Below are 13,900 nucleotides of genomic sequence, written 5' to 3'. Positions count from 1 at the left end.
GGCCTGCGGTTGGCCGCTGCGGCCGTGTCGCCGGGAGGGCACGTGCTGGGTGTGGATCCGTCGGTCGCGATGCGGGAGATGGCTGCGTCGAGGTGCGCGGAGGAGATCGCGCGGGGACTGGTGGAGGTTCGCGACGGTGCGGCCGAGCGGACCGGGTGCGCCGACGACTTCGCCGATGCGGTGATCTCGGTGAACAACGTGATGTTGTGGGAGCGCGCGCGGGGGTTCTCCGAAGCGTTCCGCGTGCTGCGACCTGGTGGACGGCTGGTGCTCAGCGTCCACCGGCACGTCCTCGGCGTGGAGCCCGAGGTGCTGCGCGAGGAAGCCCTGCGGGCGGGATTCGCGGAGGTCGGACTCCGCGTGCGTCAGCGGAGGTTCAACAGCCCCGCCGTGGAACTCGTCGCGGTCCGGCCCTCGGAGTGAGCGGGGGCCCGACTCACTCGTCCGCAGCGGTGGTGGGGCGTCGCCGAGCGCGGTGTCGAGGAATCCGGCTCGGGAACGACCTGGTCTCAGGTGAGTCCTGGCGACTCGTGACGTGGCTCGTGGTGGCGCTGGTCGTGGCCGGGTGGCTTGGCGCGGGGGCTCGTCGGACCGCGGCGCGATGGGGGGCACGTTCCCTAGACTGGTGGTCGCGCCCGGCACGCCTGCTCGTCGACAACGCGAAACGGAGTGCGAACGATGCGACATCTGCGACTGCCGTCCGGCGGTGATCTGCCCGTGCTGGGGCAGGGCACTTGGGGGATGGGCGAACGCGGTTCGGACCGCGCGGCGGAGACCGCGGCGCTGCGGCACGGACTCGACCTCGGCCTCGGGCTGATCGACACCGCTGAGATGTACGGCAGCGGTGGCGCCGAGGAAGTGGTCGGCGAGGCGATCGACGGTCGGCGGGACGAGGTCTTCCTGGTCAGCAAGGTGTTTCCGCACAACGCCGACCGGCGGGGCGCGGTCGAGGCCTGCGAGCGCAGCCTGCGCCGGTTGGGGACCGATCACCTCGATCTCTACCTGCTGCACTGGCGGGGCGGAACGCCGTTGGACGAGACGCTCGAAGCGTTCGAGGAATTGCGCGACAACGGCAAGATCCGTCATTTCGGGGTCAGCAACTTCGACACCGACGACATGCGGGAGCTGTGGGGGCAGGAAGGCGGCAGCGACTGCGCGGTCAACCAGGTGCTCTACAACCTCACGCGGCGCGGGATCGAGTTCGACCTGCTGCCTCGGTGCCGGGAGCGGGAGCTGCCGGTGATGGCGTACTCACCGATCGAGCAGGGTCGGTTGCTCGGGGACCCGGTCTTGAGGCGGGTCGCGGAGCGCCACGGGGTCACGCCCGCGCAGATCGCCATCTCCTGGGTCCTGTCCGGTGACGGTCTCTGCGCGATTCCGAAGGCCGCGACTCGCGGCCACGTCGAGGAGAACCACGCGGCGTTGCAGATCCGGTTGTCGGAGGACGATCTCGCCGAGCTCGACGCGCAGTTCCCAGCGCCGGACCGGGCGACACCGCTTGCGATCCTCTGATCGGCCGCGGCCGATCGACGGCCGGGGCTTTTCGCGCCCTCGTGGTCTCTTGTGAACCGCGGCGATGACATGATGGTCGCTCGTGGAGTTGAACCAGTTGCTCGGGCGGATCGTCGATGAGGTCGCACCGCTGCGCGGGAGCGGGGTGGTCGCGGATTACATCCCGGCGCTCGCGAGGGTCGATCCTGCTCATTTCGGCATCGCCATCGCGGATCTCGAAGGGCGCGTGCGCGGGGTCGGCGACTGGCAGATGCCGTTCTCGGTGCAGAGCATCTCGAAAGTCTTCACCCTCGCGCTCGTGCTCGCCGGCAGCGATGAGGCGCTGTGGCGCCGCGTCGGCCGGGAGCCCTCGGGCAACGCCTTCAACTCCCTGATCCAGCTGGAGCACGAACGGGGGATCCCGCGGAACCCGTTCATCAACGCGGGCGCGCTGACGGTCACCGACGAGCTGATCTCGCAGGTCGGCGACGCCAGCGGCGAGCTGCTGGCGTTCCTGCGCACCGAGAGCGGCAACCCGGACCTGCGGGTCGACGCGGAGGTGGCGGCCTCGGAGGCCGCGCACGCCGACCGGAACCTGGCGCTGACGCACTTCATGGCGTCCTACGGCAACATGCGCAACCCGGTGGCGACGGTGCTCGACCAGTACGTCCGGCAGTGCTCGATCGAGATGAGCTGCCGCGACCTGGCCCTGGCCGGGCGGTTCCTCGCCGCGCACGGCGTGCGCCGGGACGGTTCGGAGCTGCTCACCCGCAGGCAGGCCAAGCGGGTCAACGCGATCATGCTCACCTGCGGGACCTACGACGCCGCAGGCGACTTCGCCTACCGCGTTGGTATTCCCGGCAAGAGCGGCGTCGGCGGCGGGATCCTCGCGATCGTGCCGGGACGTTGTGCGATCGCCGTGTGGAGCCCGGGTCTGGACGCCCGAGGCAACTCCGTCGCCGGGGTCGCCGCGCTCGATCACTTCACCACGCTCACCGGCTGGTCCATCTTCTGACCGAGCTGGTCGATCTTCGAGTGGCGGCGCGGTTGAGTCCACATGAGAATGTCGCTCACCAGTGGAGTTGCGGAGTCGGACCCGGCCTCGCGCCAGGCTCCACTGCGATGACGAGGGGGAGGGGCCATGGCCGCGCCGCGCACGAACACGAGGTTCCGGATTCACAGCTCCGACCTCATACGCCCGCTGAGCGCGCACTGATCTCCAGGCGCTGACACGCGGCCAGGCGCGGCGACGCCTGGTGCCGCCATCGCCGCACTTCCGCGGCCGAATCCCATCACTCGCAGGCGAATGACCTCGTCCGGTCATTCGCCTACCCGGTCACGCTCATCTCTCGGGGGAGTCATGCGCGCAATCAGAAGGTCGTGGGGGCGGGCTCTCGCGACGATCACCACCGTCCTGGCCGTGCCGATGATCATCCCGTCGGCAGCTGCCGGTCCTGCTCTCCAGGACTCGCGGGACTTCGGCACACCGACCCGGTCGCTGGGCAAGACCTGCCCTTTCGTCGGTGAGCTGCCGGTGCGGCTCCCGGCGGTGGCGGTCCCGGCGAACACCCTGCCCGCGCTGTCGGAGCCGTCCGTGCCCAGCACGATCCACGGCGAGCTGTGCATGAGCGAAGCCACGCGGGCCCGAGCGGAGGCCACCGGTCAGCAGCCCGCCGTGCTGCTCCTCGTGCACGGGCTCACCCACGGCACCTGGTACTGGGATTCGCCCTTCCAGCCCGGGACGTACTCCACCGTCAACCGCCTGGTCGACCACGGGTACGCGACGCTGAACATCGACCGCGTCGGCGCGGGCCGCAGCGACCACCCGCTCAGCGCGCTCATCACTCCCAACGCGGCTGCGGAGACGGTCCACCAGCTCATCACCCAGCTCCGCAACGGCGGTGTCGGCGGAACGCGGTACCCCCGAGTCGGCCTCGTCGGTCATTCCTACGGCGCGGCCGTCGTCTGGTTGGAGAGCGCGATTCACAACGATGCCGATCTCGTCATCGGCACGGGCTACAGCAACAGGTTCCGGCTCGAGCACGGCGTGAACCTGATGTCCACGATGATCCCCGCCGCTCTGCAGCCCGCGCTGCCCCCAGCGCCCTGGAAAGCCGACCCCGGCTACCTGGCCTCACGCCCGGGAACCCGTCCCCAGCTGCCCTTCTTCCGCGGGCCCGGCGCAGATCCCGCGATGCTCGCGGTTGACGACAGGCTGCAGAACCCCATGACGGTCACCGAACCGCTCGCCCTGAGCCGCGAGTACGACGGGACGCACAAGGGAATCCGCATCCCCGCGTTCCTCATCAACGGCCAGCACGACGACTTCGTTTGCGGTCCCGGCGGTTCCTCGTGCCGCACTGCCGCCGGTGTCCACGACTCGCCCGAAGCGCTCGAACGCGCCGGCTCAGCGCTCGCCGACTACGAGGCCCCGGGCTTCCACCCGCACGCCTGCCTGCGCGCTGCCGTCATCCCCGCCGCCGGCCACAACATCGCCCTGCACCGCAACTCCCACCAGACCTCGGACACCATCGCCCACTTCGCAGATCAAGCCCTGGGCACCACGGGAAGCAACGCCGAACGCTACCGCGCCACCTGCAGCACCCGCCCCAGCAGCATCACCGACGCCCTACCTGATCTGACCAGGCTCGTACCCGACCTCCTGCCCCGGTGACCGGGTCGGGGCTCTTCGCGTCAGTTCAGGGCGTCGGCGAGGCGGTTGCCGAGGTCGGCGAGGGTGTTCTCGTCGCCCGGGACGTCGGGCCTCCAGGGCAGCGTCAGCGTGTCCTTGGTCTTGTCGCGGTAGCGCGGGATGACGTGCAGGTGGAAGTGGAACACCGACTGCCAGGCGGTGGCCCCGCAGCAGTTGAGCAGGTTCACCCCGTCGGCGCCGAACTCCTTCGCGGCCGCCTTGGCGACGCGCTGCGCGGTGAGCGTGACGGCGGAGAGGTCATCGGCCGGGATGTCGAACAGGTCCTGGCTGTGCTGCTTGGGAATGACCAGCAGGTGGCCGTCCGAAGCCGGGTTGATGTCCATGAACGCCACCGTGGTGTCGTCCTCGGCCACCTTCACGCTCGGGAGCTCACCGGCCACGATCCCGCAGAACACGCACTGATCACCCACGCGCCCGAGATTAGCCGCAGAACACCGGCCGATGCCAAGGGTTTCCCGGTCTTGCTCGGCGTCGTGGGTGCGTTCTCCGGAGATCGCAGCCAGATCGGGTGTTCGCGGAGCGCGGTGTTCGGCGCGTTGGGGGACGATGAGCTGGTCGGCGGCGTGAGGTGCCGCCGCACATCCGTTCGGCTCGGTGTGGGCGGGAGCGCGTGTTTCAGGTGGCTGAATTTACGTTCAGGTTGTTCGTGGTCGGGCAGACGGAGCGCTCCCAGGCCGCGAAGAACAACCTGCGTGCGGTGTGCGAACACCGGGTGCCCGGCCGCTACGAGATCGAGGTCGTCGACGTCGCGGAACGCCCGGACCTGGCCGGGGAGCTGCGGATCCTGGCCACGCCGACGGTGGTCAGGCTCGCGCCGTTGCCGCAACGCCGGGTGATCGGGGACCTCTCGGACCATCGCCGCATCACGGTCGCCCTGGGCCTGCCCGATGCCGATGCGCTGTTCTCGGAAGGAGGGTGAGTCGTGAGCAGCAGCGATGCGATCGAACGGGTTCCGACCGGCATCAGCGGTTTCGACCAGGTCGCGTCGGGCGGGTTGCCCGCCGGGCGGTCCACGCTGGTGACCGGCACGACCGGCAGCGGCAAGACGCTCTTCGCCGTCGAGTTCCTCGCTCACGGCATCCGCGCTGCCGACCAGGCCGGTGTCTTCGTCACGTTCGAGGAGACCGCCCCCGCCATCCGCCGCAACGCCCGATCGATGGGCAAGCCCATCGAGCTGTGGGAACGCGAGGAGAAGTGGACCTTCCTCGACGCTTCGGAAGACGTCGAGGAGACCTCCACCGTCGGCGACTACGACTTCTCGGCGCTGGTCGCCCGCATCGAGCACGCGGTCCGCCGCACGGGTGCGACCCGCGTCGTGCTCGACTCGATCGGCGCGATCCTCACCCGGTTCAGCGACGCCGGGAACATCCGCCAAGAGCTGTTCCGAATCGCGTCCTCCCTGGAGAGGATCGGGGTCACCTCCGTGCTGACCGCTGAGCGAACGGCGGAGCACGACGGCGTGTCGCGGTTGGGCGTCGAGGAGTTCGTGCTCAACAACGTGATCATCCTCCGCAACGTCCTGCGCCACGAGCAGCGCCGCCGGACCGTCGAGATCGTCAAGTTCCGCGGCGCCGCCCACCGCACCGGCGAGTGGCTGTTCGCCATCGACCCGCAGGAGGGGATCGTCGTCTTGCCCCTGGCGTTCCTCGGGACGCGGGCGCGGGCTTCGCGGACCCGCGTGTCCTCGGGCAACGCCGAGCTGGACGAGATGTGCGGTGGCGGCTTCTACCGGGACGCGATCGCGCTGCTGAGCGGCTCGTCCGGATCGGGCAAGACGCTGGCCGGACTGCACTTCGCCACCGCCGCGCTCGACGCCCAGGAGCGATGCCTGTTCTACACCTTCGACGAGACCCGGGAGCAGCTCGTGCGCAACGCCGCGGGCTGGGGTCTGGACCTGGACGCGATGGAGGAGACCGGGCTGCTGCGAGTGGTGTCGGAGTACCCGGAGGAGTCGTCGATGGAGGACCACTTCATCCGGCTGCGCCGCAACGTCACCGATTTCGAGCCCCGCCGGATAGTGATCGACACGCTCTCCGCGCTCGAGCGGATCACCACCTCGCGGGCGCTGCTGGACTTCCTCGTCGCGCTGGGGGCCGTGCTGCGGCCCCGCGAGATCACCGCACTGCTCACCTCGGCGGCCGGCCCCCGTCTCGCGCCGTCGCTCACACCCGACCTCGCAGTGGAGATCGCCAGCCTCGCCGACATCACGATCCTGCTCCGCGACTTCGAGCACGGCGGCGAGGTCCGGCGGGCCATCGCCGTCGTCCAGGCACGGGGCACCGCGCACGACCACCGCATCCGGCAGGTGGACATCGACGGCCTCGGCATGCACATCGGCGAACCGCTGCACGGGGCGTCCCGCGCCCTGTTCGCCACGCCGTTGGTCCCCGAGCAGCCGCAACGGCCGGCAGAGCCGCGCTAGCAGGCGGAACGGTGATCGGATGAGCGACCGGCCGAACGCTCGATCCAGCGGAGAAGGCGAAGAGCGGATCTCCGGCTCTCCGTTGCAGAGCGGTGGGGACCAGCACCTGGCGACGGCCTCCGCGGACGGGATCGTCGCGGTCGACCACCGAGGGATCATTCGCTCGTGCAACCCAGCCGCTGAGGCGATGTTCGGCCGATCGGCGGGAGAGCTCGTCGGAACACCGTTCGGCTTCCCGGTGGTCGTCCACGAGACCAGCGAGATCGACCTGCTCGCCCCCGGCAGGTCGCCGCGGGTGGTCGAGATGCGCGTGACCGCCACGACCTGGCAGGGCGAACGCATCCACGTCGCGGCCCTGCGCGACGTCACGCGGCGCAAGGAAGCCGAGCACGACCTCGAGAGCGCCCTGGAGCGCCAGACGACGATCGTCGCGGTCGCCGCCCACGAGCTCCGCACGCCGGTCGCCGAGATCAAGCTGCTCGTGCACCTCCTCCGGGACCACCTCTCCGGCAACGGCGATCAGCACGGCGTCGAGATGGTCAACCAGGTGATCAACCGCATGGAGGGCCTCCAGGCACTCATGCGCAAGCTGCTCACCGCGTCTCGGATCGACGCGGAGGAATCGCGCTCCTACCCCAAACCCGTGGCGGTGCTCGCGCTCGTCCTCGAACGGATCGCCGACTGCGGGGACAAGGCCCAGGACGTGCAGGTCTCGTGCAGCCCGGATCTCGTGGCCTTCGTGGACCGCCAGGACTTCTACGAGATGCTCACCATCTACCTGGAGAACGCGTTCCTCCACGGAAGACCACCCATCGAGGTCCGCGCCACCGAGCGGTCGGGCCGGGCGGAGCTCCGGGTGCGGGACAGCGGCCCGGGAGTTCCGGCGGAGTTCGTGCCCCACCTCTTCGAGCGCTACAGCCGCGAGCCGAACGCCGGGCGGGAAGTCGAGGGAACCGGTCTCGGGCTGTGGATCGTCCGCAGCCTCGCGGAGGCCAACGGCGGGAGCGCCTGGTACGAGCCCGACGAGGGGGGAGGCGCCTGCTTCTGCCTCCACCTGCGGAAACCCAGGCAACCTGGTCCGGCCGGGTAGGAACCGATCGGTCGTGGTCACCCAGGTCACCGCTTCGCCGGAGGGATCAGGGTGCGGTGACGGTCGGATCGACGTAGTCGCGGAGGTCCTTTCGCCCTTGGAGGACTCCTGCCCGGGTCCAGGTGTCGAAGGTCGTCTGGAGTTGCGCCGCGAAGGCGTCGTCGACCGGGATTCGTTGGTAGGCGGTCTGCTCCGGCCGGATCTGGGCGGCGACCTCCAGGGGTTGGCGGGCGAACTTCGAGTACCAGCGGTCGAAGTCCTGCGGGTTCTGCTTAGCCCACTCGTAGCTGCGGTCCACGCGGTCGGCGAAGTCGGCGATGGCAGTGCGCTTGGCGGGGTCGGCCGCGGCTTGGTCGGTGGCGCTGAGGACGCTCAGCCCGCTGTTGATGCCCGCGCCGTCGGTGAGGACGCGGGCGCCCAGCTGGCCTCGGGTGCGGGCCGCGTAGACGCCCCACGTCGCCCAGGCGTCGATGCTGCCGGTGGAGAACGCCGAGCTGGCGTCGGTGGGGGCGAGGTAGTTGAGGGTGGCGTCGGATTGGCTGAGCCCGGCCTTCTCCAGGGCGCCCAGGACCAGGTAGTGGGCGACGCTGCCCCGGGTGCTGGGGGAGATGCGCTTGCCCTTGAGGTCGGCGAGGTCGCGGATCGGGCTGTCCTTCGGCACGAGGACGTAGGTGCCCTTGCCGCCGTTGTTCCAGGCGGCGACCGCCTTGATCCGCGAGCCCCCGGCGATGGCCGACACCGTCGGGGAGTCCGCCGCGGAGCCGATGTCGATCGCGTCGGCGCGCAGCGCCTCGTGCAGGTTGACCGCCGCCGGGAACTGCGACCACTCGATCTCGTAGGGCAGGTCGTCGAGGAGACCGGCCGCGCGCAGCCGGGACTGCGTCTCGCCGGTCTGGTCGCCGACGCGCAGCACGACCTCGTCGTCGGAGGAGCCGCAGGCGGTCAGCGTCGCGACGGCGCTGAGCAGGATCGCGAGAACGGCGATGAGCCGGCGTGCAGGCGGGAGAGGGAACACCGTGGTCCTTCCAGGTCAGCGGTTGGCGAGTTCTCGGCGGACCAGCGGCAGCAGGTGGCGGCCCCAGTCGACGACGTCCTCCAGCGGCTCGTAGCCGCGGATCAGCAGCGTCGTGACGCCGATGTCGACGTAGTCCAGCAGCGCCTGCGCGACGGTCTCCGCACTTCCCACCAGCGCCGTGGAATTCCCGGCCGCACCGGTGGCCTTCGCCGGTGCCGTCCACAGTGCTCGGTCGTGCCGGTCGCCCTTGTCGGCGGCGTCGAGCAGCCGCTGCGAGCCGACACCGCGCTCCGCGGACGGGAACGCCAGCATCGCGCCCGGCGAGCCGGGGTTGCGCGAGGTGATCGTGTCGAGGATGCCGTGCGCGCGCTCCCACGCCTCGGCGTCCGTGCGCCCGATGATCGGCCGGAACGACACCGAGATCCCCACGTCGTCGGGGTTCCTGCCGTGGTCGGCGGCGGACTTGCGGACCGCGGCGATCTGCTCGGCGGTCTCGGCCAGCGGCTCTCCCCACAGCGCGAACACGTCGGCGTGCTTGCCGCCGACGCGGTAGGCGTCCGCCGAGGACCCGCCGAAGTAGATCGGCAGCCGACCGTTGACCGGTGCGACCTCGGAACGCGAACCGGCGAAGCGGTAGAACTCGCCCTCGTGATCGATCGGCTCCTCGGCCTCCCAGACGCGGCGCACCACGTCCAGGTACTCGTCGGTGCGCCGGTAGCGGGCGGACTTGTCCGAGTAGTCGCCGTCGCGGCGCTGCTCGGTGTCGCTGGCGCCGCTGATGACGTGCACCGCCAGCCGCCCGCCGGTGAGCTGGTCGACGGTGGCGAGCTTGCGCGCGGCCAGCGTCGGAGCCACGAAGCCCGGTCGGTGCGCGAGCAGGAAGCCCAGGCGCTCGGTGTGGGCGGCGGCGTGGGTGGCGACGGCGAAGCCGTCGGCGTCCCACGAGTGGTAGCCGATCAGGACCCGGTCGAACCCGGCTTCCTCGTGGGCCTGGGCGAACCGGCGGACGTAGTCGCGGTCGACGGCCGGGCCGCTGGGCGGGCGGATCTCCGAGGTGTCGGCGGTGCGGATCATTCCCACGAACTCGACGGCCATCTGGCATCTCCGATCTGCCGTCCCACATTGCAATATTGACGTCCCACACGGTATGAACGTGGCAGGCTGGACATCAAGGCCGACCACTATGTAGGAACAGCGAGGAGAAGTCCTTGTCAGGCAACGAGAACCGGCCCGGCGGCACCGCGGACTGGCATCAGAAGCTGGAGCACGTCCGCGGCGGCGGGCTCACCTCCGACACCAACCAGACCTCCGGGATGCGGCGCTTCGAGGCCATCTCGGGCAAGACCGTCGGCTCGGAGAAGCTGTGGATGGGCCGCACCCACGTGGGACCGGCCACCAACTCCGGCGACCACCACCACGGCGAGGCCGAGACCGCCATCTACGTCGTCTCCGGGCACCCCGTGTTCGTCTTCGCCGAGGGGCCCGAGGAGGTCCGCGTCGAGACCGAGCCGGGCGACTACATCTTCGTGCCGCCCTACGTCCCGCACCGCGAGGAGAACCCCTCCGCCGACGAGGAGGCCGTGGTGGTCATCGCCCGCAGCACCCAGGAGGGCATCGTGGTGAACCTGCCGAGCCTGTGGGCCGAGGTCGACCCGAACGCCGAGGGCGACGGCGCATGCCCGAGCTGACCGGGGAACGGCGCTCGGGCACCCAGTCGGTGGACCGGGCGATGGCCGTGCTGCGCTGCTTCGAGAAGGCCGAGCAGCTGACCCCCACCGCCGTGGCCACGCAGCTCGGTCTGACCGTCAGCACCGCGCACCGCATCATGCGCGCCCTGCACACCGCCGACATGCTCGCGCAGGACCCGGCCACCGAGCGCTACTTCCTCGGCCCGACCACCGCGATCCTCGGCAGGCTCGCGCTGGAGCGCATGGGCACCACCGTCATGCACCCGGTCCTCACCGCGCTGCGCGACCGGACCGGTGAAGCCGTCAGCCTCGGCACGCGCATCGGCGACGAGGTGGCGGTGCTGGTGCAGATCCCGTCGACGCACCCGCTGCGCTACGACCAGGAACCCGGCGCCCGCAATCCGATCCACGTCTGCGCCATGGGCAAGACCCTGCTGGCCTTCGGCACCGAGCCGGCCACCATGCCCGAGCCGTTCCAGCGCCACACGCCGAACACGATCACCACGCACGCCGAGCTCGCCGACGAACTCGCCCGTATCCGGTCGCGGGGTCACGCGTTGAACAACGAGGAGCGGCTCGTCGGCGTGCGGGCCGTGGCGGCCCCGGTGCACGACCAGACCGGGCACGTCATCGCCTCGGTCGTCGTCCAGGGACCCACCGTGCGCTTCGGCGACGACAGGATGGACGATCTCATCGGCGCGGTCACCGACGCGGCCCGGGAGCTCTCGGCGCTCTACCGGACGTCGGGTGGGGGATAGCCCTACCCCCTTGAGCGGGTCAGCCTCCCCCGAAAGTGCGGGACAGCACCGGGGAACGGAGGGACAGACCCGACGATTCCTGCCGCGAAACGCGAAAGCATTCCTCTTAGTCACGGCCGGGTAGGGCTTCCCGGATCATCCGTCGAGAGAGGAATGGCGAAAATGGACACCAAGAGCACCATTCGGCCCGTTGCTACCGACATGGACGGTGTCATTCGCGAGCACGGTGCCGCGCTGCTCTCCTACGCCACTCGCTTGACGGGGGACCGCTACCTCGCCGAGGACATCGTGCAGGAGACCTGGCTGCGGGCGTGGCGGCACGCCGACCGGCTCAGCAACGGCAACGGCTCGGTGCGCGGCTGGCTGCTGCGCGTCGCCCACAACGTCGCCGTCGACCAGCACCGCAGCCGCAAGGCGCGGCCCACCGAGGTGGCGTTCGAGAGCGAGGAGCTGGCGAACCGGGCCGTGCAGTCCGCGCCCAGCGACGAGGTCGAGAGCCGGATGGTCGTCGACGAGCTGCTCGACCACCTCTCCCCGGCGCACCGCAGCGCGGTCGTCGAGGTTTACGTCACCGACCGCACCACGGCCTCGGCCGCCACCGCGCTCGGCGTGCCGGTCGGGACGGTGAAAAGCCGCCTGCACCACGCGATCCGGTCGTTGCGAGACCGCTTCCGCCCCATGCTCGAAGCGGTCTAGGAATTGTTCGGGAAGAGCGGCGTAGCCGCTGTTTTCAGGTGTGGGACTCAGCTGGCACCGTCGCGGGTTTTTCAGCGGTGCTGTGGCGAGCACGCCGCGACGCCGTGTATTGGCATACATCAGGAGTGGCGCGCGGAGTCCACAGCGCCGCTGAAGTTCCGCCACTCGCACCGTCACGCAAAGCAACCCACATCAGCTTCTAGCTCAGCGCGTTGCAGGGAGTTGCGTCGGGCACTTGGGGCTCGATGCGCACGTCGGCGAAGGTGATGTCCATCCGGCGCTGGGACCACACCAGGAACGGCGTGTTGACCCGCCGCTGGTCGAGTCCGCCGCTGACGAAGCACGACAGCGGGATCTTCACCGTGGTGCGGTGTTCCGGCTGGAGGTTGGCGAACAGGTGGCTGGCCGGGACCTCGGAGCGGCAGGGGAACTCGCAGTGCATCCCGATCTTCGTGGTCTCGCCGGTCGGCGGGGTGTGCACGATCGCGTCGAAGACAAGCGCCCCGTCGTTCGCGGAGTAGGCCGTGAGGTCGAGCGGTCTGCGAGGGCTGTTGGTCTGCAAGTACATCTGGGCGGGCTTGTCCTCCATCCAGGACACCCGCAGGCCCTCGTTGGCGGGGTCGGCGACGGCCTTGATCACCGATCCCTGCTCGGTGCCCTCGTCGAAGATGTAGGAGCCGCCCCAGTTGACGTCGGAGCCGAGGTAGCCGGCGAAGGGTTCGAGCGCCTTGCCGTCGTAGACCGGCAGCGGACCTGCCGGCGGAGCGGGTTTCTCGGCGACCGCACCTCTGGTCGCGTCGGAATCGCTGCCGGTGGTGGCGAACACGGTCACGCCCACGCCGATGACCAGGGCCGCCAGGGCCGCGACTGCGGGCACCAGCCAGTTCTTCTTGCGCGCGGGACCCTCCGGAACGGACTGGGAGGCAACGGGTTCCGGAGTCGCCTCGGACGCGGGGGCGGGTCTCGGCTGCGTCGCGGTGCGCGCCGCGCCCAGCGCGACCGTGAACTTCGGGTGCAGCGTGACCCGGACCGGCTTGTTGAACTCCTGGGACAGCATCTGCGCGACCAGCGGGACGCGGGACGAACCGCCCGCGAGCAGCACCGCCGAGAGGTCGTCGGCGCGCAGCCCGGCCGAGGTCGTGGTCCGGTGCAGCGCCTCGGTGGTCAGCTGCACCGACGGCCGGATCATCTCGTTGAACTCCAGCCGCGTGATGGTCACGCCGCGCGGGCCGGAGGGCAGCGGGATCGTGAGGTTCACGTCCGGCTCGGTGGAGAGCTCCTCCTTGGCGCGCACGCACATCGCCTGGATCGTGGCGAGCGCGGACGCCGCCCTGGGCTCGGTCGGGTCGAGCCGGCTGATCGCGCCGTCGAGCCGCTGGTCGATGTGGGCCAGCAGCGCCTCGTCGAAGTCGATGCCGCCCAGGTGCTCGATCCCCTCCGGCGTGCCGAGGATCTCCATGCGTCCGGCGCGCATTCGCAGGATCGTGGTGTCGAACGTGCCGCCGCCGAGGTCGTAGACGGCGACGACCTCGCCGTCTTCGAGCCTGCGCTCGGTGGAGTAGTGGGTGGCGGCCGCTTCCGGCTCGGTGATCAGGCGGAAGTCCTCCACGCCCGCCAGCCGGGGAACTTCGGTGAAGTGCTCCTGCCGGTAGGGGCCCCAGATCGCCGGGTAGGTCAGCGCGACGGATTCCGGCGCTGCGCCCATCTCCCGGGTCACGATGTCGAGGACGTCGCGCAGCTGCGCGGCCATCAGCGCAGCGGGCGAGTAGGCGGAGCCGCCGAGCACGAGCGGTGTGGGATCGCCCAGCCTGCGCTTGAAGTTGCGGGCCACCTGAGCCGGGTCGGACACCGCGTTCAGCGCGGAGTTCCCGGTCAGCAGCGCACCGTCCGGAGCCGGGTGCGCAACTGAGGGGATGACCACCTCGGATGACAGCGACACCATGCGGGTACCGCCCTCGCCGCTGACCGCAGCGGAGGTGAACGAAGTCCCGAGGTCGATGCCAACGCCGTAACGCACCTTGTGTGCT

General features: G+C 70.2%; 14 protein-coding genes. 10 read left to right on the top strand and 4 right to left on the bottom strand.

What is annotated here, in order from left to right; translation table 11 throughout:
• From E1181_RS17225 to E1181_RS17210, 4 genes are all read left to right on the top strand, one after another.
• A partial coding sequence (locus tag E1181_RS17225; protein WP_132675979.1) for a class I SAM-dependent methyltransferase occupies positions 1-423 on the top strand: 423 nt, incomplete at its 5' end.
• 255 nt (positions 424-678) lie between these two features.
• Positions 679-1,512, top strand: a complete 834-nt coding sequence (locus tag E1181_RS17220) for an aldo/keto reductase (RefSeq protein ID WP_132675977.1) — start codon at positions 679-681, stop codon at positions 1,510-1,512.
• Between the two features lie 82 nt (positions 1,513-1,594).
• Positions 1,595-2,506, top strand: a complete 912-nt coding sequence (locus tag E1181_RS17215; protein ID WP_132675975.1) for a glutaminase — start codon at positions 1,595-1,597, stop codon at positions 2,504-2,506.
• A gap of 345 nt (positions 2,507-2,851) precedes the next feature.
• Entirely contained in the window at positions 2,852-4,165 is a 1,314-nt protein-coding gene (locus tag E1181_RS17210) for an alpha/beta hydrolase (RefSeq protein ID WP_165944651.1), read from the top strand.
• A gap of 20 nt (positions 4,166-4,185) precedes the next feature.
• Here E1181_RS17210 and E1181_RS17205 read toward each other — a convergent pair whose 3' ends face one another.
• Positions 4,186-4,614, bottom strand: coding sequence for an HIT family protein (locus E1181_RS17205; protein WP_132675971.1), 429 nt, complete (start codon positions 4,612-4,614; stop codon positions 4,186-4,188).
• A gap of 236 nt (positions 4,615-4,850) precedes the next feature.
• On the opposite strand from E1181_RS17205, the gene E1181_RS17200 reads away from it, so the two are divergent.
• From E1181_RS17200 to E1181_RS17190, 3 genes are read left to right on the top strand one after another with little or no spacing between them, the layout of a single operon-like run.
• Positions 4,851-5,123 (top strand): circadian clock KaiB family protein, encoded by a 273-nt coding sequence (locus tag E1181_RS17200; protein WP_207922187.1) that lies wholly within the window; start codon positions 4,851-4,853, stop codon positions 5,121-5,123.
• 3 nt (positions 5,124-5,126) lie between these two features.
• Positions 5,127-6,626, top strand: a complete 1,500-nt coding sequence (kaiC, locus tag E1181_RS17195) for a circadian clock protein KaiC (RefSeq protein WP_132675967.1) — start codon at positions 5,127-5,129, stop codon at positions 6,624-6,626.
• A gap of 19 nt (positions 6,627-6,645) precedes the next feature.
• Positions 6,646-7,716, top strand: a complete 1,071-nt coding sequence (locus tag E1181_RS17190; protein ID WP_132675965.1) for a PAS domain-containing sensor histidine kinase — start codon at positions 6,646-6,648, stop codon at positions 7,714-7,716.
• Positions 7,717-7,762: 46 nt separating this feature from the next.
• Here E1181_RS17190 and E1181_RS17185 read toward each other — a convergent pair whose 3' ends face one another.
• Both E1181_RS17185 and E1181_RS17180 read right to left on the bottom strand, forming a co-directional pair.
• Positions 7,763-8,731 (bottom strand): ABC transporter substrate-binding protein, encoded by a 969-nt coding sequence (locus E1181_RS17185; RefSeq protein ID WP_132675964.1) that lies wholly within the window; start codon positions 8,729-8,731, stop codon positions 7,763-7,765.
• Between the two features lie 15 nt (positions 8,732-8,746).
• Entirely contained in the window at positions 8,747-9,826 is a 1,080-nt protein-coding gene (locus tag E1181_RS17180; protein WP_132675962.1) for an LLM class flavin-dependent oxidoreductase, read from the bottom strand.
• 113 nt (positions 9,827-9,939) lie between these two features.
• Between E1181_RS17180 and E1181_RS17175 the strand changes: the two genes are divergently transcribed.
• From E1181_RS17175 to E1181_RS17165, 3 genes are all read left to right on the top strand, one after another.
• Positions 9,940-10,419, top strand: coding sequence for a cupin domain-containing protein (locus E1181_RS17175; protein WP_132675960.1), 480 nt, complete (start codon positions 9,940-9,942; stop codon positions 10,417-10,419).
• The gene (locus tag E1181_RS17170) at positions 10,407-11,177 is read left to right on the top strand and encodes an IclR family transcriptional regulator (RefSeq protein ID WP_132675958.1); all 771 of its coding nucleotides are present in this window, start codon (positions 10,407-10,409) and stop codon (positions 11,175-11,177) included. Before E1181_RS17175 ends, E1181_RS17170 begins: the two co-directional genes overlap by 13 nt.
• Before the next feature lie 201 nt (positions 11,178-11,378).
• Positions 11,379-11,873: a sigma-70 family RNA polymerase sigma factor gene (locus tag E1181_RS17165; protein WP_235876839.1), complete on the top strand. Its 495-nt coding sequence runs from the start codon at positions 11,379-11,381 to the stop codon at positions 11,871-11,873.
• Positions 11,874-12,072: 199 nt separating this feature from the next.
• On the opposite strand, the gene E1181_RS17160 is transcribed toward E1181_RS17165, so the two are convergent.
• Positions 12,073-13,890, bottom strand: a complete 1,818-nt coding sequence (locus E1181_RS17160; protein ID WP_235876838.1) for an Hsp70 family protein — start codon at positions 13,888-13,890, stop codon at positions 12,073-12,075.
• Positions 13,891-13,900: the final 10 nt, after the last annotated feature.

This window comes from Saccharopolyspora terrae (assembly GCF_004348435.1).
GTDB lineage: Bacteria > Actinomycetota > Actinomycetes > Mycobacteriales > Pseudonocardiaceae > Saccharopolyspora > Saccharopolyspora endophytica.
The sequence above is the reverse complement of the archived record's forward strand: the minus strand, read 5'-3'. Positions and strand labels throughout refer to the sequence as shown.